20 protein-coding genes are annotated in these 19,473 nt (G+C 72.3%); 11 read left to right on the top strand and 9 right to left on the bottom strand.

Features of this window, described 5'->3' with window-relative positions; translation table 11 throughout:
* Positions 1-31: 31 nt before the first annotated feature.
* The 3 genes from ACGFIV_RS15880 to ACGFIV_RS15890 are packed head-to-tail and all read right to left on the bottom strand — an operon-like array spanning position 32 to position 3,288.
* The gene (locus ACGFIV_RS15880; RefSeq protein WP_392835445.1) at positions 32-1,453 is read right to left on the bottom strand and encodes an RNB domain-containing ribonuclease; all 1,422 of its coding nucleotides are present in this window, start codon (positions 1,451-1,453) and stop codon (positions 32-34) included.
* Positions 1,454-1,463: 10 nt separating this feature from the next.
* The gene (locus tag ACGFIV_RS15885; RefSeq protein ID WP_358555003.1) at positions 1,464-2,369 is read right to left on the bottom strand and encodes a 5'-3' exonuclease; all 906 of its coding nucleotides are present in this window, start codon (positions 2,367-2,369) and stop codon (positions 1,464-1,466) included.
* Positions 2,370-2,373: 4 nt separating this feature from the next.
* Positions 2,374-3,288 (bottom strand): PP2C family protein-serine/threonine phosphatase, encoded by a 915-nt coding sequence (locus ACGFIV_RS15890; RefSeq protein ID WP_358555005.1) that lies wholly within the window; start codon positions 3,286-3,288, stop codon positions 2,374-2,376.
* 295 nt (positions 3,289-3,583) lie between these two features.
* Between ACGFIV_RS15890 and ACGFIV_RS15895 the strand changes: the two genes are divergently transcribed.
* On the top strand, positions 3,584-4,669 hold the full coding sequence (locus ACGFIV_RS15895) for a M24 family metallopeptidase (protein ID WP_392835450.1): 1,086 nt from the start codon (positions 3,584-3,586) through the stop codon (positions 4,667-4,669).
* Between the two features lie 53 nt (positions 4,670-4,722).
* The gene (locus ACGFIV_RS15900) at positions 4,723-5,880 is read left to right on the top strand and encodes an acyl-CoA dehydrogenase family protein (protein WP_358555011.1); all 1,158 of its coding nucleotides are present in this window, start codon (positions 4,723-4,725) and stop codon (positions 5,878-5,880) included.
* A gap of 12 nt (positions 5,881-5,892) precedes the next feature.
* Here ACGFIV_RS15900 and ACGFIV_RS15905 read toward each other — a convergent pair whose 3' ends face one another.
* The 5 genes from ACGFIV_RS15905 to ACGFIV_RS15925 all read right to left on the bottom strand — a co-directional run bounded on the left by ACGFIV_RS15905 (position 5,893) and on the right by ACGFIV_RS15925 (position 8,731).
* The gene (locus tag ACGFIV_RS15905; protein ID WP_358555014.1) at positions 5,893-6,561 is read right to left on the bottom strand and encodes a hypothetical protein; all 669 of its coding nucleotides are present in this window, start codon (positions 6,559-6,561) and stop codon (positions 5,893-5,895) included.
* Positions 6,562-6,636: 75 nt separating this feature from the next.
* Positions 6,637-7,041: a DUF3147 family protein gene (locus tag ACGFIV_RS15910; protein WP_358555017.1), complete on the bottom strand. Its 405-nt coding sequence runs from the start codon at positions 7,039-7,041 to the stop codon at positions 6,637-6,639.
* On the bottom strand, positions 7,038-7,379 hold the full coding sequence (locus ACGFIV_RS15915) for a DUF3147 family protein (protein ID WP_358555020.1): 342 nt from the start codon (positions 7,377-7,379) through the stop codon (positions 7,038-7,040). Before ACGFIV_RS15915 ends, ACGFIV_RS15910 begins: the two co-directional genes overlap by 4 nt.
* A gap of 280 nt (positions 7,380-7,659) precedes the next feature.
* Positions 7,660-8,205, bottom strand: a complete 546-nt coding sequence (locus ACGFIV_RS15920; protein WP_358555023.1) for a hypothetical protein — start codon at positions 8,203-8,205, stop codon at positions 7,660-7,662.
* Positions 8,206-8,215: 10 nt separating this feature from the next.
* On the bottom strand, positions 8,216-8,731 hold the full coding sequence (locus ACGFIV_RS15925; protein WP_358555026.1) for a hypothetical protein: 516 nt from the start codon (positions 8,729-8,731) through the stop codon (positions 8,216-8,218).
* A gap of 160 nt (positions 8,732-8,891) precedes the next feature.
* On the opposite strand from ACGFIV_RS15925, the gene ACGFIV_RS15930 reads away from it, so the two are divergent.
* The 4 genes from ACGFIV_RS15930 to ACGFIV_RS15945 all read left to right on the top strand — a co-directional run bounded on the left by ACGFIV_RS15930 (position 8,892) and on the right by ACGFIV_RS15945 (position 11,678).
* Positions 8,892-9,305, top strand: coding sequence for a CoA-binding protein (locus tag ACGFIV_RS15930; RefSeq protein WP_392835458.1), 414 nt, complete (start codon positions 8,892-8,894; stop codon positions 9,303-9,305).
* Between the two features lie 292 nt (positions 9,306-9,597).
* Complete coding sequence (locus ACGFIV_RS15935; RefSeq protein WP_358555032.1) at positions 9,598-10,395, top strand: SAM-dependent methyltransferase; 798 nt, start codon at positions 9,598-9,600, stop codon at positions 10,393-10,395.
* Between the two features lie 93 nt (positions 10,396-10,488).
* A complete protein-coding gene (locus ACGFIV_RS15940; protein WP_358555035.1) occupies positions 10,489-11,241 on the top strand; it encodes a DUF4184 family protein in 753 nt (250 codons plus the stop codon).
* 65 nt (positions 11,242-11,306) lie between these two features.
* On the top strand, positions 11,307-11,678 hold the full coding sequence (locus tag ACGFIV_RS15945) for a DUF2809 domain-containing protein (RefSeq protein WP_392835462.1): 372 nt from the start codon (positions 11,307-11,309) through the stop codon (positions 11,676-11,678).
* Between the two features lie 22 nt (positions 11,679-11,700).
* On the opposite strand, the gene ACGFIV_RS15950 is transcribed toward ACGFIV_RS15945, so the two are convergent.
* Positions 11,701-12,999: a HAMP domain-containing sensor histidine kinase gene (locus ACGFIV_RS15950; RefSeq protein ID WP_358555041.1), complete on the bottom strand. Its 1,299-nt coding sequence runs from the start codon at positions 12,997-12,999 to the stop codon at positions 11,701-11,703.
* A 202-nt stretch (positions 13,000-13,201) separates the two neighbouring features.
* Here ACGFIV_RS15950 and ACGFIV_RS15955 point away from each other — a divergent pair, with 202 nt between their 5' ends.
* From ACGFIV_RS15955 to ACGFIV_RS15975, 5 genes are all read left to right on the top strand, one after another.
* Positions 13,202-13,759 (top strand): hypothetical protein, encoded by a 558-nt coding sequence (locus ACGFIV_RS15955; RefSeq protein WP_358555043.1) that lies wholly within the window; start codon positions 13,202-13,204, stop codon positions 13,757-13,759.
* On the top strand, positions 13,747-14,409 hold the full coding sequence (locus tag ACGFIV_RS15960) for an ABC transporter ATP-binding protein (protein ID WP_358555046.1): 663 nt from the start codon (positions 13,747-13,749) through the stop codon (positions 14,407-14,409). Before ACGFIV_RS15955 ends, ACGFIV_RS15960 begins: the two co-directional genes overlap by 13 nt.
* Complete coding sequence (locus ACGFIV_RS15965) at positions 14,406-15,047, top strand: ATP-binding cassette domain-containing protein (protein ID WP_358555048.1); 642 nt, start codon at positions 14,406-14,408, stop codon at positions 15,045-15,047. The genes ACGFIV_RS15960 and ACGFIV_RS15965 overlap by 4 nt, the downstream gene beginning before the upstream one ends.
* Positions 15,041-17,566: an FtsX-like permease family protein gene (locus ACGFIV_RS15970; RefSeq protein ID WP_392835469.1), complete on the top strand. Its 2,526-nt coding sequence runs from the start codon at positions 15,041-15,043 to the stop codon at positions 17,564-17,566. The genes ACGFIV_RS15965 and ACGFIV_RS15970 overlap by 7 nt, the downstream gene beginning before the upstream one ends.
* Positions 17,567-17,686: 120 nt before the next feature.
* Positions 17,687-19,468, top strand: coding sequence for a glycosyltransferase (locus ACGFIV_RS15975; protein WP_392835472.1), 1,782 nt, complete (start codon positions 17,687-17,689; stop codon positions 19,466-19,468).
* Positions 19,469-19,473: the final 5 nt, after the last annotated feature.

The raw sequence follows: 19,473 nt of genomic DNA on the forward strand, positions 1-19,473 counted from the left end.
CGCCCTTCCCGCGGTGCGGGAAGGGCGCCGGTCAGGCGAGGGTGAACCGCACCTCGCGCGTGATGAGGTCGGCGCGCGTCAGCCTCACCTGCACCCTCTCGCCGAGGGGCAGCCTCTCGCCGTCGCACCGGGCGACCACGGCCGGGTCGGCGACCTGGACGACCCCGCCCGCCCTGCCCTCCTCGACGTCCACCACGACGGCGTCGAAGGTCTGCCCGACGCGGTCGCGCAGCACGAACGCCTCCACCAGGTCGACGCAGGCGCGCTCGACGGCGGCGGCCCGCCGCCCGGTGCCCGCCATGAGCGCGGGAAGCCCTTCGAGGGCCTCCTGCACCGGCTCGGGCACCGGCACGCCCTCGGCCACGGCCAGACACACCTCGGTGCCGTAGCGGTCGACCAGGCGGCGCAGCGGGGCGGTCACATGGGCGTACGGCGCGGCGACCGCGGCGTGGGTGGCGTCCCTCGGCGGCTCGCCGTTGAACGCGGTGTACCCGGCGCCGCGCAGCAGCACCGTGGACTCCTGGAGGAACGCCGCGTTGCCGGGGATCTTGGAGTCGAGGCTCCGCACGACCTCGCCGAAGGAGGAGCCCTCCGGCCAGGCCACCCCCAGCGCCGCGGCGATCCTGCGGACCCGCGCCACCGTCTCCTGCGGGGCGGGGGGCAGCGTGCGCAGCACGCCCATCTCGGCGTCGAGCATCATCGCGGCGGCGGCCATGCCGGTCATCAGGGAGATCTGCGCGTTCCACTCCTCGGCGGCCAGCGGCGTGCGGAACTCGACACGGTAGCCGTCCCCGTGGGCGACGACCTCCTGCTCGGGCGTGGGAAGGCTCACCCCGCCCCGCGCGCGTTCGAGCTCCAGGCGCAGCCCGCCGACGACGGGGAGCAGCCGCAGGGTGCCGTCGGCGGTGCCGGTGTCGATCGCCGCCTGCACGTAGTCGTAGTCGAGCCGCTCGCGGCTGCGCACCAGCGCCCGGCTCACGTCGGCCCCCACGGTCTGCCCGTCGGAGTCGAGGTCGATGCACCACAGCGCCGCGGGCCGCACGACGCCGGGCAGCAGGCTGGCCGCCCCCTCCGACAGCACGGGCGGGTGCAGCGGGACGCGCCCGTCCGGCATGTAGACGGTCTCGCCGCGCTTCCTTGCCTCGCCGTCGACGGCGCCGCCCGGCGGCACGAACGAGGCGACGTCGGCGATGGCGTACCAGACCCGGTAGCCGCGGGGCCGCTCCTCGATGCACACCGCCTGGTCGAGGTCCATCGACCCTCGGGGGTCGACGGTCAGCAGCGGCAGGTCGGTGCGGTCGGGCAGGGAGGGAAGCGGAGCCGAGGCGACCCGGGCCGCCTCCTCCATCGTGGGAAGGGGGAACTCCCCGGGAAGCTCCAGCTCGCCGCGGATGCGCTCGAAGCCCTCGGCGAGCCGCGGCGCGTCGGACACATGGATCGTTTTGGGACGCACATCGAGGATCCTAGGGGGCCAAGGTGGCCAGCAGGCGGTTCAAGGGGTTGTCGAGGCCGTAGCGGTCGGCCAGGGCGACCAGCGTCTCGGGGTCGCGCGGCGCGGACGGACGGGCGATGGACACCTCGGGGAGCGGCGCGTCGTGCGCGACCTTGACCACGGCAGGCGCGACGGCGAGGTAGTCGCGGGCCTTGGCGAGCTTGAGGCGGCTGCCCGCCGGGAACCCGTCGGTGACCCCCTCGTCGATCGCCTTGAGCATGGCGTCGAGCGACCCGAACCGGGTGACGAGGGCGGCGGCCGTCTTGTCGCCGACCCCGGGGACTCCGGGGAGCCCGTCGCTGGGGTCGCCGCGCAGGGTGGCGAAGTCGGCGTACGCGCGGCCGGGGATGCCGTACTTGGCGGACACCTCCGCCTCGTCGATCACCTGGAGGTTGCGAATCCCCTTTATCGTGTAAAGGACGCGGCACGGCTGGTCGTCGTTCACGAGCTGGAAGAGGTCGCGGTCGCCGGTGACGATCTCGACCTGCCCGGCCGCGCGGGCCGTGTACGTGCCGATCACGTCGTCGGCCTCGTACCCCGGCACGCCGACCCGGGCGATGCCGACGGCGTCGAGCACCTGCTCGATCACCGGGACCTGGGGCTCAAGGGTGTCGGGAACCTCCTCCTGGTGGCCGGTCGCCACCCGGTGGGCCTTGTAGGAGGGGATCGCCGCCACCCGGAAGGCGGGCCGCCAGTCGGCGTCCATGCACGCCACGATCTCGTCCGGCGAGTGGCCGCGGACCAGCGTGGCGATCATGTCGATCAGCCCTCTGACGGCATTGACCGGCATGCCGTCGGGGGCGGTCATCGACTCCGGGATCCCATAGAACGCCCGGAAGTACAGAGAAGGGGTGTCGAGAAGCATCAGCCCTGGCATGGGCCTATCCTTCCAGCACTCCCACGGCGAGCAGGCAGATATCGTCCTCCGGGTTCGGGCCGCCCACCGACTCGACCAGCATGTCGAGCTTCTCCTGCAGGCAGGCGTCCCACGTCAGGGTCTCGGCCGCGGCGACGGTGAGCGCCAGGCCCTCGTCGATGTCACGCCCGCGCCGCTCCACCAGGCCGTCGGTGAACAGCAGGAGCAGGTCGCCGGGGCGAAGGCTCAGGCTGCCCAGCGCGTACGGCAGGTCGAGGCTCGCGCCGAGCACCACCCCGTCGGGAGGGCTCAGCTCCTGGGCCACCCCGTCCCTGACGAGGATCGGGGGCAGATGGCCCGCCTGCGCCCAGGTGAACAGGCCGGTGGAGGGGTCGAGGTGGCCGGCGACGGCCGTGGCCGTGCCCTCGCCCATGCGATGGCACACCAGGCCGTTGAGCCAGGCCAGCAGCCGGTCGGCGGGCTCCCCGGTCATGGCGAGGCCCACCAGGGCGTGGCGGAGCTGCGCCATCTGGGCGATGGCGGGCAGGCCGTGGCCCGCGACGTCGCCGATGGCCAGCAGCACCCGCCCGTCGGGCAGCGTCGTGGCCTCGTACCAGTCGCCGCCCAGGCTGGAGGTCTTCTCGGCCGGGACGTAGCGCACGGCGATGTGGGCGCTCGGCAGCATGATCGACCCGCCGGGATCGGGCAGGATCGCGTCGCGCAGGGCCACCGAGACGCGCCGCGCCTCCGCCGCCTTCTGGCGCGCCTGCAAAAGCTGCCTCCGGGACTCCCACATGATCCGCTGCGCGTTGGCGAGCCGCGCTCGCAGCCGCAGGATCGTCTCGGCGGTCGTCAGCGGCGCCGGGCCGCGGGGGAGTGCAGCCTCTGGGTCGTTAGGTGGGGGGAGGGGTGGCGGTGAGCCGCCCACTACGCCGACCATGTAGCAGCTCGCTCTCAAAACACCGGGTAGTTGGAGTATTCAGGAGCGGATCGTGATCGCCCCTATGCGAATAGTAGTCAGTCCGGGGAAGTCGTGAGGGGTGTTTCCTGTGGTGGGAAGGGTTTTCATGAGGGGTCAGGCCCGCCGGGCCGGGGGTACCCCTATCGGCGCCCGGGTGCCCGCGGCCCCGTGCGGGCTCGCGGGCGGCGTGATCGGGGGGCAGGGGGTGCGGGCGCGGGAATACCGGTGGAATACATTGGTCGGTGTGACAACGACGTCGTCTGATCTTTACCCCGTGACCCGTGTGGCGGACGTGCGCGAAGCCACCGCCGCCGCGGGCATCGACGCCCTGCTGCTGACCCCGGGCCCCGACCTCCGCTACGTCACCGGATACGACGCGCTCCCGCTGGAGCGGCTCACCTGCCTGGTGGTGCCCGCCGGCGGTGAGGTGTTCATGGTGGTGCCGAGGCTGGAGCTGGCCGCCGCGGAGGCCTCGCCTGCCGCGCGCCTCGGGCTGGAGTTCGTCCCCTGGGACGAGACGGACGATCCGTACTCCCTGGTGGCGCGCAGGATCGGCCGGGTCGCCACCGTCGGGCTGGCCGACCGCATGTGGGCCCTGCAGTCGCTGCGCTTCCGCTCCGTGCTGGCGGAGACCGAGCAGGTGCTCGCCGGGTCGGTGCTGCGCGAGCTGCGCATGCGCAAGAGCCCCGCGGAGGTCGCCGCGCTCCGCGAGGCGGGCGCCGCGATCGACGCCGTGCACGCCCAGGTGCCCGGCCTTCTCAAGACGGGCCGCACCGAGCGCGAGGTGGGCAAGGACATCGCCGAGGCCATCCTCGCCGCCGGGCACGTCACCGTCGACTTCGTCATCGTGGGCTCCGGCCCGAACGGCGCGAGCCCCCACCACGAGCTGTCCGACCGCGTCATCCAGGCGGGTGACCCGGTGGTCGTCGACATCGGCGGCCAGATGCCGAGCGGATACTGCTCCGACTCCACCCGCGTCTACTGCGTGGGCGAGCCCCCCGCCGACTTCGCGGCGTACTACGAGGTGCTGCGCCGTGCTCAGGACGCCGCCTGTGAGGCCGTACGTCCCGGCGTGACGTGCGAGTCGGTCGACGCCGCGGCCAGGGAGCCGATCGCCGACGCGGGCCACGGTGACCGGTTCATCCACCGCACGGGCCACGGCATCGGGCTGGAGTCCCACGAGGAGCCCTACATCGTCTCGGGCAACACCGAGCCGCTTGCGCCCGGCTTCGCGTTCTCCATCGAGCCGGGCATCTACCTCCCCGGCCGCCACGGTGCCCGCATCGAGGACATCCTGGTCTGCACCGAGACGGGCGCGGAGCGACTCAACAACCAGCCTCGCGATCTCGTCATCGTGTGACCGCGGGCGTGACCTCCCATGACAAGTGACCCCCTGTGACCCGGAGTGCATCGATGGCGGTCGACCGCGCCCTGCCCACCCCCGAGGCCCATGACCTGCTCGACCTGGTCCAAGACCTGATCGCCAAGGAGGTCGCGCCACGCGCGGCCGGCGACGAGGCCGAGGGCCGTTTCCCCCGCGAGGTGTTCGCGACGCTCGGCCGCGCCGGGCTGCTCGGCCTTCCCTACCCCGAGGAGTACGGCGGCGGCGAGCAGCCGTACGAGGTGTACCTGCAGGTCGTCGAGGAGCTGGCGGGCGCGTTCCTGGCCGTCGGGCTCGGCCTGTCGGTGCACACCCTGTCGTGCTTCCCGCTCGCCGCGTACGGCACCGAGGAGCGGAGGGCCGCGCTCCTGCCCGGCATGATCGGCGGTGGGCTCCTCGGCGCGTACTGCCTGTCGGAGCCGCAGTCCGGCTCCGACGCCGCCGCCCTCACCACCCGGGCCGTGGCCGGCGACGACGGCGGGTACACCCTGAGCGGCGTCAAGGCCTGGACCACCCACGGAGGTGTGGCCGACTTCTACACCCTCATGGCGCGCACCTCCGGCGACGGCGCGCGCGGCATCTCCTGCTTCCACGTGCCGGCCTCCTCGCCGGGGCTGTCGTTCGCCCGCCCGGAGCGCAAGATGGGCATGAGGTCCTCGCCGACCGCCCAGGTCCGTCTCGACTCCGTACGGCTCGCGCCCGACGCGCTGGTCGGGGCGGAGGGGGAGGGGTTCCGCATCGCGATGGCGGCGCTCGACGGCGGGCGGCTCGGCATCGCGGCATGCGCGGTGGGCGTCGCCCAGGCCGCGCTCGACACCGCCACGTCCTACGCCCGCGAGCGCCGCCAGTTCGGCTCGCGCATCGCCGACTTCCAGGGCCTCGGCTTCATGCTCGCCGACATGGCCACGCAGGTCGCCGCCGCGCGTGCGCTGTATCTGGACGCCGCCCGCCTGCGCGACGCCGGCCGGCCGTACGGCACGCGGGCCGCGATGGCCAAGCTGTTCGCCACGGACATGGCCATGAAGGTCACGACCGACGCGGTGCAGGTGCTCGGCGGCTACGGCTATGTGGAGGACTTCCCGGTCGAGCGCCTCATGCGCGAGGCCAAGGTCCTGCAGATCGTCGAGGGCACCAACCAGATCCAGCGCCTGGTCATCAGCCGCGCCGTCACCAAGGACGGCCCATCGTGAGGTTCGCCCAGGTCAGGACGGGGTGACCGCGATCAGCTCCCACCTGCGATATTTGGGGTAGTCCGGCAGCTCTTCCTCCGAGACGACCTTCACGCCGTCGCCGCTCCCCGCCCTGACGAGGTAGCCGCCCTTGACGCTGCCGGCGACACCGACGATGAGGTGGTCGTCCGGATCCCATGCCCACACGCTGGTCTCCAGCGCCTCGCCGCATCCACCGGCCCTCGGAGCCGCCGGGCGGTCCTTGCCCGGAGCCGAGGAGACGTCACCCTCGTCCGGGGTCCGTGGGACGCGGCCCTCGCCGGGGCCGGCCTCCTCGCACGGGGGCGGGTCCTGGTCGCCAGGCTCGCACTCGACGAGCTCGGCTCCGTCGTGGGACTTTCCCGCCGCGGTGAGGCACGCGGGCTTGCCCTGCTTCGTGCGGCGGACGCTCACGAGCCGGTCGGGGGACTCGCCGTCCCCGCTTCCGGTCCACTGGTGCTGGAGGAGATCCTGGTCGCATTCGGACTTGGCGAGGCGGACCTCGTCGTAGGCGCCCAGGCACAGCCCGCTGCCGTTCTTGAGGATGAACGGCCCGGCGGGGAATCCCCGCGGTCCGGTGTCCGCCTGGGCGGACGGGGTCGCGGCGGCCACGAGCGCGGCCACGAGGAATCCGGTGGCCCAGCCGGTGCTGTGCGGTCTCATGGGGTGAACGTATCGTCATCTCTCCGTTACACACAGCACTGACACCCCCGGCGCGACCGGTGTCGGCCCGCAGGGTCATCGGCTCCGGCGGGCGCCCCAGATGAGAAGGTACAGACTGGTGGCGACGACGGCCCACGCCGTCGTCGCGATCCCCATGGCGACGACCGTGGGGATCCGGGCCGCGAGCGCCCACACGCACAGGGCGAAGGCGATCATGCCGACCGCGCCGAGCAGGGCGCCGCGGACGTCTTGCTCGGCCAGGAACCGGCTGTGCTCCTGGGCCTCGATCAGAGTGAGGGTGGCGGCCAGAACGGCCGGGAACGCGAGGAAGATCCCGCCCGCCACCGGTCCCCAGCGGATGCCGGCCAGGCCGGCCACCACCGAGACGGCCGCGCCGAAGGCGAAGCGCACGGCCAGGGCCGCCGGCGAGATGTGGCGCAGCTTCGACGGGTCGGCACGGATCTTCTCTGAGTCGTTCACGCGATCAGCGGCCAGCCGACCGCGGCGACGGCCGCCCACACCGCTATCGCGACCACCGAGCCGGCGACGACGCCCAGGCGTTCCACGAGGGGAGCCGCCGACGCGCAGTACGCCACGAGCGCGACCGATCCGACGATCATCCCCCGGGCGGCCTCCGCGACCTCGGTGCCGCCCGTGAAGACCCAGGTCACGGTCATCCCCGCCAGGGCGACGGCCGGCCCCGCGGCGAAGATCCCGGCGAACCTTTTGGGGGTCACCATCTCGCCGAGCAGGGCGAAGGCCATGACGAGCAGGCCACCGCACAGCGCGCGCAGGACGATCACCCAGACCTGGTCCATGATCCCCCCCTCGGGCCGGAGTCGCCGGCGGAACGGCTTCCCGGGTGGTCACGCCGCCTCGTGGCCGCCGGCCCTGCCTTCCCCGGCGGTACGGGCCGCGTCTCCGGCACCCGTTCCTATGCCATTCATCGGCATCACGGGCCGGATCTAACCACCGGGCGCCCGATCAGCCCGTCCGCGTGACCGCTTACCGCCGCCCGTGATCAGTGCTCGGGGCGGGCCGAGACGGCGGACGGCCGCCGTGCGAGCACGGCGGCCGTCGCGGAATCCGGAAAGGGCGTTACTCGATGCGGGCGTTCAGGCGGTACTTGAACCCCTTGCCGGAAGGGGTCGAGGCGTCGATGATCTGCGTGCCGCCCATGACGGTCACCGGGACGCTGAGCAGCAGGTCGTCGCCGACGAGGTCGTCCTCCCACACCTGGATCGTGAAGCGGGCGCCGGGGGCGAGGGTCAGGTGGACGTACGGCCCGGCGGGGAGACGGGACGATCCCGGCGAGCAGTTCGCGGCGGTGCTCGTGAAGACCCAGCAGTTGCCGAGATAGGTGTTGGCATTGCTGCCGTTGGTCGGCCACAACTTGTACCACTCGCCGTTGTCGGCCTTGAGCTCGATGCGGACCTCGTCCTGGCCGCTCTCCTCCAGGTCATAGGCCTCCAGGGAGCCGAGCACCAGGTTGAGGGCCAGGGGGGCGAGCCCGGACTTCTCCGAGACGATCTTCTTTGGACCCGTCTCCGGACTCGGTGAGGCGGCGTCGGCGGCCGGCGCCAGAATCGCGGCCAGCGTCAACGCGGCCGCGGTGGCGGTGATTCTCGACAGGAACTTGCTCATGTCGTCCCCCTCAGGCCCAGACCGGCTCGAGCCGGAACTTGAGCTGGTAGTAGTAGCCGTTGATGCGAGCGTTCTCCGTGTGGTATTCGTTCTCGCTGATCGGGTGCGGCCAGAGCGGCACGTTGACGAGCGCGTCGTCGCCCGAAAGGTCGTCGTCCCAGAGGGTCACCATCAGGATCTGGCCGTCGGCCGGGTAAGTCGGTGTGTTGACGGCGCTGAAGCTCCGCAGGCGGGAGCCCACAGGGCAGGCGCCCCCCCTGATGGAGACGCAGTCGTTCTTGGCGACCGACAGGTAGGAGTCGGACTGCGGGAAGAGCTTCTGCGACTTGCTGCTGCCACGCTGGGCCGTCACGTAGATCTCGTCGTGACCGCTCTCCTCCAAGATGAAGGCCGTGAAGCTCTCAAGTACGACCCGGACCTGCGGTGCGGCGTCGGCGTGCGCGGTGCTCCCCGTCAGCAGAGACCCCGCGACCAGCGCGCCGCCGAGCGACACGCGGGTGAGTAGGCGGGTGATCAGCCGGTACATCCCCGTTCTCCGTTCATCGTTGATCAATTCGGCTCCAGCCTGGGGGAGGCGACTTGAAGATCACTTGGGATCCACTGGAAGCCCGGGTGATCCCCAGGGCCTGTGACCTGGTCGGCTGCCGTCCGGATGAACGGGGCGGCGCGCGGCGTTATGCACGGGCATGGGAGATCTCTTCGCGGACCAGGGTGTCATCAGGCGGCTGCTCGACGAGTCGCGGACGTGGGCGTTCGTGGGATTGACCGACAATCCCGACCGGACCGTCCATCAGCAGGCCAGGCTCCTTCAAGAACGCGGCAAGCGGATCGTGCCGGTGAACCCGGCGGCGGCCGAGGTCATGGGCGAGCCGGGCTACGCGACCCTCGCCGAGATCCCGGTCCCGGTGGACGTCGTGGGCGTCTACCGCAGGTCGGAGGCGGCCGGGGCGGTGATCGACGAGGCGGTGGCCGCGGGCGCGAGGGCCGTATGGCTGCCGCTCGGCGTCGTCGACGAGGCCGCCGGCCTGCGGGCGCTCGACGCGGGCCTGGACGTCGTCATGAACCGCCGCCCCGCCGTCGAATGGGAGCTGCGCCACTGAAGGGGTGCCGCGCCTCCGGAGACCGCCTGACTTCTGCTCGGTGAGGCCCACCGGCAGGCGCCGTTCGTCTCCGGCGACCACGCCGGGGGCGCGATCGGGCTTCTTTCGACGGAAACGACGGAAACACGGTAGAGACCGGGTCGATTCCACGGAAGTTTATCTACATGCCCCGTCATCGCATGAAGATTCGTATATATGATCTTTGACGGTCGTGGGGCAAGGTCGAACGACCGCAAGCCGTCGGGGGCCGCCGTGGCCCGCGTGACGTGGTCCATCCGGACGGAGGCCAGTGATGTCCCGGGAACCTGGGCGTGTCGAGCTCAACACGCACATCGCTCACCCGGCCCGGATGTACGACTACTACCTGGGCGGCAAGGACAACTTCGCCGCCGACCGCGAGGCCGCGGAGGAGGCGCTGAGGTCGGCGCCGGAGATCCGCGCCATCGCGCGGGAGAACCGGGCCTTCATGCAGCGGGTGGTGCGTTTCCTGGTCGCCTCGGGCATCCGGCAGTTCCTCGACATCGGCGCCGGGCTCCCCACGCAGCGCAACGCGCACGAGGTCGCCCAGGAGGTCGCCCCCGACGCGCGCGTCGTGTACGTGGACAACGACCCGATCGTCCTGGTACACGCTCGGGCCCTGCTGGCCGGGTACGGGCAGGGGCAGACCAAGGTCATCACGGCGGACGTGCGGCGGCCGCAGACGATCATCGAGGATCCCGACGTCCGCAAACTGATCGACTTCAGCCTGCCCATGGCCACGATGCTCATATCAGTGCTGCAGTTCGTCCCCGACATGGACCCGGAGGACATCGTCGGGCCCCTGCGCGCGGAGATGGCGCCGGGAAGCTATCTCGCCGTCTCCCACCCCACCCAGGACTTCCGCAAGGAGGAGGTCCTGAAGGTCGCCGACACCTACACGCGTGCGAAGGCCCCCGCGGTGCCGCGGACCAGGGCGGAGATCGAGCGCGTGTTCGGCGACTTCCGGTTCGTGGACCCCGGGCTCGTCCAGGTTCCGCTGTGGCGGAACGAGGGCCCGGTGTTCGACCTCGACCGCATCTGGATGTACGGAGGGGTCGCGCGGAAGCCCTAGCGGGTCCCGGAGGCGTGAGGCCTCCGCACGAGCCTTGCCGTTCTCCCTTCCCCCGAGGTGCGCAGTGGACGTCGTCGACGCGACGGGAACGACGTGCCCCTGACGCCGAGTCACGCCGTCGTCGCCCTGCCGTTGCGGCGGTGGCTCCCTCCGACGGCTCTGGCGGTTGGTGCGATGGTGCCTGATCTGCCCTACTACGTGCCGCTGCCATTCTCCTCCGAGACCACGCACGGCTGGCCGGGCGCGGTGCTGGTGGACGTGCCGGCGGGTGCCGCGCTGCTCGCGCTGTTCACCCTGGTGCTGCGAACGCCGCTGACGGCGCTGGCCCCCGAGGGGCTGCGCGCGCGGCTGCCCGACCGTGCGCCGTCCGGGCGCTGGGCCGCGGTGGCCGCCGGGCTGTTCGCCGGTGTGGTCACCCATCTGCTCTGGGACGCGTTCACGCACGCGGACGGCTTCGCCGTCGTCCACTGGCCGGTGATGCGCGCCCCGGTCGCCGGGGTACACCGGGTGTTCAACGTGGTCATGTACGCGAGCTCGCTGGGCGGGCTCGCGGTCCTGGCCGGGTGGTCCGCCGCCTGGTACCGGCGTGCTCCCGTACGGCCGGGACGGTGGCCGGGCGTGCCGCCACGGGTGCGCGCGCTGGTCCTGGTGGCGGGCGGGGCCGCCGCCATCGCGGGCGCGGCCGTCCTCGCGAGCGGCTCCCCGCCGAGCCTCTACGACCTCGTGCGCTCGGTGCTGCTGGGCGCCATGGACGGCTGCGCCGCCGTCGTGGCCTGCTACGCGGCCGTGTGGCACGCCCGGGCGGCGACGGGTCGCCCGGGCGTGCGCCCCGACGTTCCCCCCTGAACGTTCGCGGCGGCTCTCCCATTCGCGATGGTGCTCGACCCGGAGCCGTGGCCTATTGTTTCCGGGTGCTCAAACCCCGGCTCGTCGCCCTGGTCGCCGCGGCCGTCACCGTGGCGGCGGGGCTGGGAGCCCGGGCCGCGCTCGACGGCGCGGTGGCCAAGTACGCGGGCGACCTGCTCTACACGCTCCTCATCCAGACCCTCGTCCTCGCCGCGGCGCCGCGCACGCGTCCGATTCGGGCCGCGGGCGTGGCGCTGGGCGTGAGCTGGCTGATCGAGTTCGCCCAGCTCACCGGGGTCCCGGCCGAGCTGTCGGCCCGCAGCTCGATCGCCCGGCTGGTCCTCGGCTCCACCTTCAACCCGCCGGACCTCCTCTGCTACGCCGCAGGGGCCCTGCTCGGATGGACGATCCACACGAGCGCGCTCCTGCGGCGATGAGGGGATACCGCTTCGAGCGTGATCACGAGACGCTCGGCAGCAGCAGGCTGAAGACCGGTGGTCGCTCACGCTGCACCAGCAACCGGCCGCCCTCGGCCTCGGCCAGCGACCGGGCCAGACCGAGACCGATGCCGTGGCCGCCGCGCGGCACGCGGCCGAAGACGTCATTTCCCTCGGCCACGCCCTCGCCCTGGTCTCCCACCTTGACGGCGATCCCCGGCCCCACGTCGGTCACCGTCACCACGACCTCGCCCGCGCCGTGCCGCAACGCGTTGTCGAGTAGCACCAGCAGGATCTGGCGGACGGCCGCCGAGGACGCCGTCACCATGGGCAGGTCCGCGTCCACCCGGATCCTGAGGCGGCGCCCCTGCGCGGCGAGCAGCCCGTGCCAGTCCTGGCGCACCTCTTTCATCAGCGCGGGCAGGTCGAGCGGAAGCCCGGAGCCGTGGGCGTCGCGCGCGAGGGTCACGAGGTCCTCGATGATGGTCTGCACGCGTTCGCCGCGAGCGAGCGCGTTCCTGATCGCCTCGGTCCCGTCTGCGGACGGCCGGGTCAGCGCCGATTCCAGGCCGAGCATGAGTCCGGTCAGCCCCGTGCGCAACTGGTGCGAGACGTCAGCGCTGAACGCGCGTTCGCGGGAGAGCGCGTCGCCCAACCGCCGCGCGGTGGCCTCCAGTGCCTCCCCGGCCTGGTCGGCCTCCAGAACCCCCGATCTGGGCGCCCGTACGGTGAAGTCGCCGTCACCGAGAGCCTGCGCGGCACCGGTCAGCCGTTCGAGCGGGGTCGCCAGGCGGCGGGCCAGGTAGATCGCCATGGCGGCGGCCAGGCCGAGCACGACCAGGGCGAGCCCGCCGAGAGCCAGCCACGCCTGGTGGACGCGCTCCTCCACCTCGTCGTACGCCGTGGCGACGCGGGCCGTGACGGTGATGCCCTCGTCGGACGGGATGGGCGCGGACACCGCGAGATCGCCGTTCTCGACCATCTGGTGGGTGTGCCCGTCCCGGCCCAGCACGGCTAACGCCGACGTCGCCGGACCCGCGCCGAACAGCCGCTTTCCGTCGACGGTGTAGATGCCCACGATCAGGTGGGCCGAGATGTTCTCCGGCAGGACGAGCGGCAGGTTCGGATCGGTGCCGACGTCGTCGGGGATCGCCGCGGCGATCCACGCGGCGTCCTTCTGCAGCGCGGAGACGGCCTGGTCGCGGTAGAGACGGTTGACCGAGATCGCGAGTGGCGCCGCGAACAGCAGAACCGCCAGGGCCGTCACGGCGACGATCGTGGCCAGCGCTCGGCGGCGCAATGGAGTTCCTCGCTGCCTCATGCCCGCATCGTCGCAGTTCGGAGGTTAGCGTCTCGATAATCACACGCCCATCGGTCCTCCGCGGCCGTTTTCATCGCCTTGAGTGACCGATGTTCGGTGACGCCGCGCGGCGACCGCCGCCGGCGGCCTCGGGACGAAGGTGAACGCTCCGCTAACCCATCGTTCAGCGGACGCTGACCACGGGGTTTCTACGTTTGCATTCATGAACTTGCGATACCCCGTGACGCTCGCGCTGGTCATCGGCATGATGACGGCGGTGGGCGGATGCGCCGGCCGGCAGCCCCAGGCCGCCCCGGCCACGACGGCGCCCGTCTCCCAGGCGACGGCACACCCGAGCGAGTCCAACCCGGTGGGCGACATTCCCGACGACACCGTCTACCTCCCCTTCCAGCCACAGGGCCAGGGGTACGAGATCAAGGTGCCCGAGGGGTGGTCACGCGGTGACCTGCCCACCGGGGCGACCTTCACCGACAAGCTGAACAGCGTACGCGTCGAGATCGGCGCCCCGTCCGACCCGTCAGGCGCGGAGCGCGTCGACCAGAAGACCGTCAGTCGCTCCGGCGGCCAAGCCCGGCTCACCGTCTTCCGGATGGACAGCGTCCCTGACGCGGTGACGGGCAAGGTCATCCGCGACGAGGTCGAGCGCTACGTCTTCACCAAGGGCGGCAAGCAGGCGGTGCTGACCCTGACCGGCCCGGTCGGCGCCGACAACGTGGACCCGTGGCGCACGGTGTCGGACTCGTTCCGGTGGACCTCGTGATCCTCCAGGCCGACGAGCTGTACCGGTTCTACCGGTCCGGCGAGGAGGAGACCAGAGCACTGCGCGGGGTCTCGCTCGGCGTGGACGCGGGCGAGGTCGTGGTGGTCAGCGGGCCATCGGGGTCGGGCAAGTCGACGTTGCTCAACTGCGTCGCCGGGCTCGACGACCCGGACGGCGGCAGCGTCCGCGTCACCGGGCGCCGCATCAGTCACCTGCCCGAGGCGGAAAAGGCGCGGCTGCGGTCACGCCTCATCGGTGTGCTGTTCCAGAGCGGCAACCTGATCGAGCATCTCACCGTCGCCGGCAACCTGCGGCTCGCTCAGACGCTCGGCCGGCGGCCCGATCGCGCGTACGCCGGCGAACTGCTCGAACGCCTCGAACTGACCGGTCTTCGAGACGCGCGGCCGAGCGCGCTGTCCGGTGGTGAGGTCGCGCGAGCCGGGCTGGCGGTGGCGCTCGCATGCCGTCCCGCCCTCCTGGTCGCCGACGAACCGACGGGGGAACTTGACGCCGACAGCGAAACGTCCGTGCTCGACCTGATCAGGGACCAGGCCCGCGAGCGGACCGCGATCGTCATCGCCTCGCACAGCGCGGCCGTGCGCGACAGGGCCGACCGGATCGTCGAACTCTCCGATGGGCGGATCGCATGAGCGTCGCCACCTGCGAGGACGTCGCGCGCGCCTATGGGCGCGGCCACAGAGCCGTCGTGGCCGTGCACGGGATCTCGTGCACGCTCGGCGCGGGCGACCAGGTCGCGCTGACCGGGCCGTCCGGTTCGGGGAAGACCACCCTGCTCCATCTGCTCGCGGGCCTGGACCTGCCCACCACCGGCACGATCACCTGGCCCGGCTTGGGCGGCGAGCCGCGCGGCCAGGTCGGCGTGGTGTTCCAGGGCCCGAGCCTGCTGCCGCCACTGGACGCGGCCGAGAACGTCTCGCTGCCCTTGCTCATCGCCGGGCATCCGGCCGAAGACGCCAGGACCCGCGCCATGGCGGCCCTCGACGCCGTGGGCATCGGCGACCTGGCAACGAAGCTGCCTCAGGAATTGTCCGGCGGCCAGGCGCAGCGGGTCGCGGTCGCCCGCGTCCTGGCCGGCTCACCGCGACTGATCATCGCCGACGAGCCGACCGCCCAGCTGGACGCGCCGCAGGCCACCCGGGTCGTCGAGCTGTTGATGACCGTGGCGGAGGAACTGCGCGCGGCTCTGGTCGTCGCCACCCACGACACCCGGATCGCGCGGCTACTACCCCTGCGCTGGCAGATGCGGGACGGAGCACTGACATGCTGACCTGGCTCTGGTTGCGCGGCCTGCTGACCCGCAGGCCCACCCGGCTGGCCCTGGCCGCCATGGGAATCGCGCTGGCGGTGGCGCTGCCCGCCGCACTCGGCACGTTCCTGGCCTCGGCCAAGGCGACGATGACGGCACGATCGACCGGCCGGGTGGCCGTCGACTGGCAGGTCGAGGCGCAGCCAGGCGCCACCATCACGACCCCGATGCCCGGCACGTCCCGCACGGTGGAGTTCGGCACCTTCGACGGGCTCAGTGTGCCCAGCATGGACACGGGTCCGGGCCGCGCGCTCGGCGTCACCGCCGACTACACCAGGGTCTTTCCCGGTCAGATGCGGCTGCTGGCCGGCGACATGACCGGCGCGCTGCTGGCCCAGCAGACCGCCGCCAACCTGCACGCCCAGCCCGGAACGACCGTCAGCGTACACCGGCGCGGGCAGCCGGATGCCCCGGTCAAGGTGTCCGGAATCGTGGAGCTACCCCAGGCCGACGCGCTCTTCCAGCGGGTCGGCGCGCCGGCGGGCGCCCAGCCTCAGGCACCGCCGGACAACGTTCTGATCCTTCCCGCCGCGCGGTGGCGCCCGCTCTTCGCCGGCGGCCCTACGGCGCGGACCCAGTACCACGTGCGCCTGGACCATCACCTGCCGTCCGACCCCGCCGCCGCGTACGTCAAGGTCACCGGCGCAGCGCGCAACCTGGAAGCGCGGATGGCGGGAACCGGCCTGGTCGGCGACAACCTCGGCGCCGCCCTGGACGCCGCCCGGCAGGACGCGCTGTACTCCCAGCTGCTGTTCGTGTTCCTCGGCGTGCCCGGTGTGGTGCTCGCGGTCCTGCTGACCGCGTCGGTCGCCCGATCCGGGGCCGTACGCCGCGCCGCCGAACAGGCGCTGCTGCGCGCCAGAGGCGCGACCCCGGCCGCCTTCCTGCGGCTGGCGCTGGCCGAGACGCTGCTCGCGTGGGCCGTGGGGACGATCGCGGGGCTCGGCCTGGCCGCGCTCACCGGCCCGATCGGCACATGGGGCCTGGTCAGCGCGGCTCTCGGCCTGATGGTCACCGGTGTGACGGTGCTGCCGCCGGCGCTGCGGCCGGGCAGTGTGGTCACAGGGCGGGCGCCCGTCGGCCCCGATCGCCGGCCGGTCGTCCTGCGCTACTGGCTCGACCTCGTGCTCGTCGCGGCCTCCCTGATCCTGTTCTCCCTGGACACCGGCCACCAGCTCGTCCTGGTCCCGGAGGGGCTGACCCAGATCTCCGTCGACTACTGGGCGTTCGCCGCGCCCGCGCTGCTGTGGGCCGGGCTCGGGCTGCTCATCTGGCGGCTGGTCCTGCTGCTGCTCGGTCCGGGCAGGCGGCTGGTCGCCCGGCTCGCCGCGCCGCTCGCGAGCGGGCTCGGCGGCACCGTCGCGGCCTCCATCGCCCGGCAGGCGCGACCCGTCGGCCGGGGTGTCACGACGGCCGCGCTCGCGGTGGCGTTCGTGCTGACCACGGCGACCTTCAACGCGACCTACCAGCAGCAGGCCGACGTCGACGCCGTGCTCACCAACGGGGCCGACGTCACCGTCACCCGGACGAACGCGAGCGAACACCAGCTGTCCGCCGTGCCGGGGGTGTCGGCGGTCGAACCGCTCCAGCACGGCTTCGCGTACGTGGGCTCGGACCTGCAGGACCTGTACGGCCTGCGCGCGGGCACCGTGGTTTCGGCGGCGCGGCTGCAGGACGCCTACTTCCCCGGTGACACGGCCACGGGCGCCGTCGCCAAGCTGGCCGCCAGGCCGGACGCTCTGCTGGTCAGCCAGGAGACCGTCACCGACTTCCAGTTGAAACCGGGCGACCTGGTGCGACTGCGCAGCCAGGACGGTCACATCGTGCCGTTCCACTACGCCGGGATCGTCGCGGAGTTCCCCACGGCGCCGCGCGACAGCTTCCTGGTCGCCAACGCCTCCTACCTGGCCACCGCGTGCCCCGGCTCGTGCGGCTCGACGACGTTCCTGATCTCCACCGACGGGACGGCGCCACACGTGGTGGCGTCGCGGATGCGCGCGCGACTCGGCCCGGACGCCGGCGTCAGTGACCTGGACACCACGCGCCGGGTCGTCGGATCAAGCCTGACAGCCGTCGACCTGAGCGGGCTGAGCGCCATCGAGCTCGGCTACGGCCTGGCCCTCGTCGTGGCCGCCACCGGGCTGCCGCTGGTGCTCGGCTTCGCGGAACGCCGCCGGACCTTCGCACTGGCGCGCGTGCTCGGCGCCCGGCCGCGGCAGCTCGGAGCGTTCATCTGGACCGAGGTCGCCCTCGTCGGGATCGGCGCGGCCGTACTCGGAACGGCCGCGGGGTGGGCCCTCGCGCGAATGCTCGTAGTCGTGCTGAACGGCGTGTTCGATCCGCCGCCCGACCATCTCGCCGTCCCTTGGGGACACCTGGCCACGCTGGCCGGGCTGTGCCTGGTGGTGCTGACAGCCGCCGGGGTCATCGCACTGAGGGCGGCCCGCCGTCCGCCGCTGACGGTCCTTCGGGACCTGTGAGACGGGGCTCCACATGCGTAAGCGCGTGCCGTACCTCGCCAGGTGGACCCGGACGGCCGCACCCCTGCCGCGGGCCCATTTCTGGCACCTCTGCCGTCCGATCGGAAACACATGGTGACAATGAAGACCCGGTTCCTCCTGAGCGTCCTCGCCCTGGTACTCGCCACCCTGCTCGGCTTCGCCGCGCGCACGCCCGGCTGGACGGCATGGGACTGGGCGTTCAGCCGGGCCGTCCAGTCGGCTCGCGCCCCGTGGCCGACGGGCGTCGCGCAGGTGCTGAACCTCGGCTTCAGCACGGTCGCGGGGATCGTCGTCGTCGTCGTCCTGACGGCGTGGCTCACCTTCGCCGGGAGACGGGCCGACGCGGCACGGTCCGTCGTCATCGTCCTGGCCGGGTGGGGGATCAGCATGGTCCTCAAAGTGGTGGTCGCGCGACCCCGTCCGCCGATCCAGCACGCCCTGCTCGGCGAACTGGGCGACAACAGCTTCCCGAGCGGCCACGTGTGCCTGACCCTGTCCCTGGCCGTCGTCGCCGCGCTGCTCGTGCGACGACGCTGGGTGATCGCCGTGGGTGCCGTCGTGGTCATGGCGCAGATGTTCGCGCGGATCTACCTGGGCGCTCACTACCTGACCGACACCGTCGGCTCGCTGGTCGCCGCCCCCGCCGCCATCGTCCTGATATCGAGCCTGAGCCAGGGCCGCAGACTGGGCGTGCTGCTGCTGAACCGGGCCAACCGCCGGCGCTCGCGCGATGCGGGCCCGCCCGGCCGGCGGAAGATCCGGATCCTGCTGCTGCACGCCAACGGGATGGGCGGCACCATCAGATCGGTCTACAATCTGGCCGCCGAACTGGCCACCGATCACCAGGTCGAGATCGTCAGCGTCGTACGGACCCGGCCCGAACCCTTCTTCGCCGTGCCCGACGGTGTCACCGTCACCTTCCTCGACGACCGCACACAAGGGCGCCGCCGGGGGATCGCCGCGATGCCCAGCCGCCTGATCCCCCGCGACGAGGCCGCGTACCGGAGCTTCTCGCTGCGGACCGACTGGCTGCTCGTCCGCTTCCTGCGTGGACTGCGCGGAGGCGTCCTGATCACCACCCGGCCGGGGCTGAACCTGGTGACCGCCTTGTTCGCGCCGCCGGAGGTCATCACGATCGCGCAGGAGCACGTCGGCCTGGAATCCCACAGGCCCGGTGTCCGGGCGCTGATCCGCCGTAGATACGGCCGGCTGTCGGCGCTGGTGACACTGACCGAGGCGGATCTGGCCGCCTACCGCACGCTGCTCGGGCCCGCCCCGCGCCTGGAACGCATCCCCAACGCGCTGACCCCGCTCACCGGCGGCCCGTCGCCTCTGCGGGAACGCACCGTGCTCGCCGTCGGGCGGCTCACCCGGATCAAGGGATTCGACCTGCTGATCAAGGCATGGGAACAGGTGGCCCCCGACTTCCCGGACTGGCGGCTGCGCATCGTCGGGAAGGGCCCTCAGATGGCCAAGCTCGTCGCGGCCGTACACGAACGCGAGCTGCAGGACTCGGTGCAACTCACCGGAGCGCGGGCCGACATCGGCGCCCAGCTCGAAGCCGCCTCGGTCTTCGCGCTGAGCTCACGGCACGAGGGCTTCTCCATGACGATCGTCGAGGCGCTCAGCAAGGGCGTGCCCGTGGTCAGCTTCGACTGCCCGAACGGCCCCCGCGAGATCGTCACCCCGGAGCGGGACGGCCTGCTGGTGCCGCCCGGCGACACCGCCGCGCTCGCCGAGGCACTCGAAGAGCTCATCCGCGACGACAGGCGACGCCGGGAACTCGGCACGCGTGGCCTGCAGACCGCCAAGCGGTACGATCCGGCCCGCGTCGGCGGCCAGTGGCGCCGGTTGCTCGCCGACCTGGCCGAGGCGAGCTGAGGTGC

It is taken from the genome of Sphaerisporangium sp. NPDC049003, from assembly GCF_043197795.1.
Lineage (GTDB): Bacteria > Actinomycetota > Actinomycetes > Streptosporangiales > Streptosporangiaceae > Sphaerisporangium.

Excerpts from the sequence above, each read along its gene's own strand:
- ACGFIV_RS15885 (WP_358555003.1), bottom strand. The coding sequence starts at position 2,369 with ATGCCAGGGCTGATGCTTCTCGACACCCCTTCTCTGTACTTCCGGGCG.
- ACGFIV_RS15890 (WP_358555005.1), bottom strand. The coding sequence starts at position 3,288 with ATGGTCGGCGTAGTGGGCGGCTCACCGCCACCCCTCCCCCCACCTAAC.
- ACGFIV_RS15900 (WP_358555011.1), top strand. The coding sequence starts at position 4,723 with ATGGCGGTCGACCGCGCCCTGCCCACCCCCGAGGCCCATGACCTGCTC.
- ACGFIV_RS15905 (WP_358555014.1), bottom strand. The coding sequence starts at position 6,561 with ATGAGACCGCACAGCACCGGCTGGGCCACCGGATTCCTCGTGGCCGCG.
- ACGFIV_RS15915 (WP_358555020.1), bottom strand. The coding sequence starts at position 7,379 with ATGGACCAGGTCTGGGTGATCGTCCTGCGCGCGCTGTGCGGTGGCCTG.
- ACGFIV_RS15920 (WP_358555023.1), bottom strand. The coding sequence starts at position 8,205 with ATGAGCAAGTTCCTGTCGAGAATCACCGCCACCGCGGCCGCGTTGACG.
- ACGFIV_RS15925 (WP_358555026.1), bottom strand. The coding sequence starts at position 8,731 with ATGTACCGGCTGATCACCCGCCTACTCACCCGCGTGTCGCTCGGCGGC.
- ACGFIV_RS15930 (WP_392835458.1), top strand. The coding sequence starts at position 8,892 with ATGGGAGATCTCTTCGCGGACCAGGGTGTCATCAGGCGGCTGCTCGAC.
- ACGFIV_RS15935 (WP_358555032.1), top strand. The coding sequence starts at position 9,598 with ATGTCCCGGGAACCTGGGCGTGTCGAGCTCAACACGCACATCGCTCAC.
- ACGFIV_RS15950 (WP_358555041.1), bottom strand. The coding sequence starts at position 12,999 with ATGAGGCAGCGAGGAACTCCATTGCGCCGCCGAGCGCTGGCCACGATC.
- ACGFIV_RS15955 (WP_358555043.1), top strand. The coding sequence starts at position 13,202 with ATGAACTTGCGATACCCCGTGACGCTCGCGCTGGTCATCGGCATGATG.
- ACGFIV_RS15965 (WP_358555048.1), top strand. The coding sequence starts at position 14,406 with ATGAGCGTCGCCACCTGCGAGGACGTCGCGCGCGCCTATGGGCGCGGC.
- ACGFIV_RS15970 (WP_392835469.1), top strand. The coding sequence starts at position 15,041 with ATGCTGACCTGGCTCTGGTTGCGCGGCCTGCTGACCCGCAGGCCCACC.
- ACGFIV_RS15975 (WP_392835472.1), top strand. The coding sequence starts at position 17,687 with ATGAAGACCCGGTTCCTCCTGAGCGTCCTCGCCCTGGTACTCGCCACC.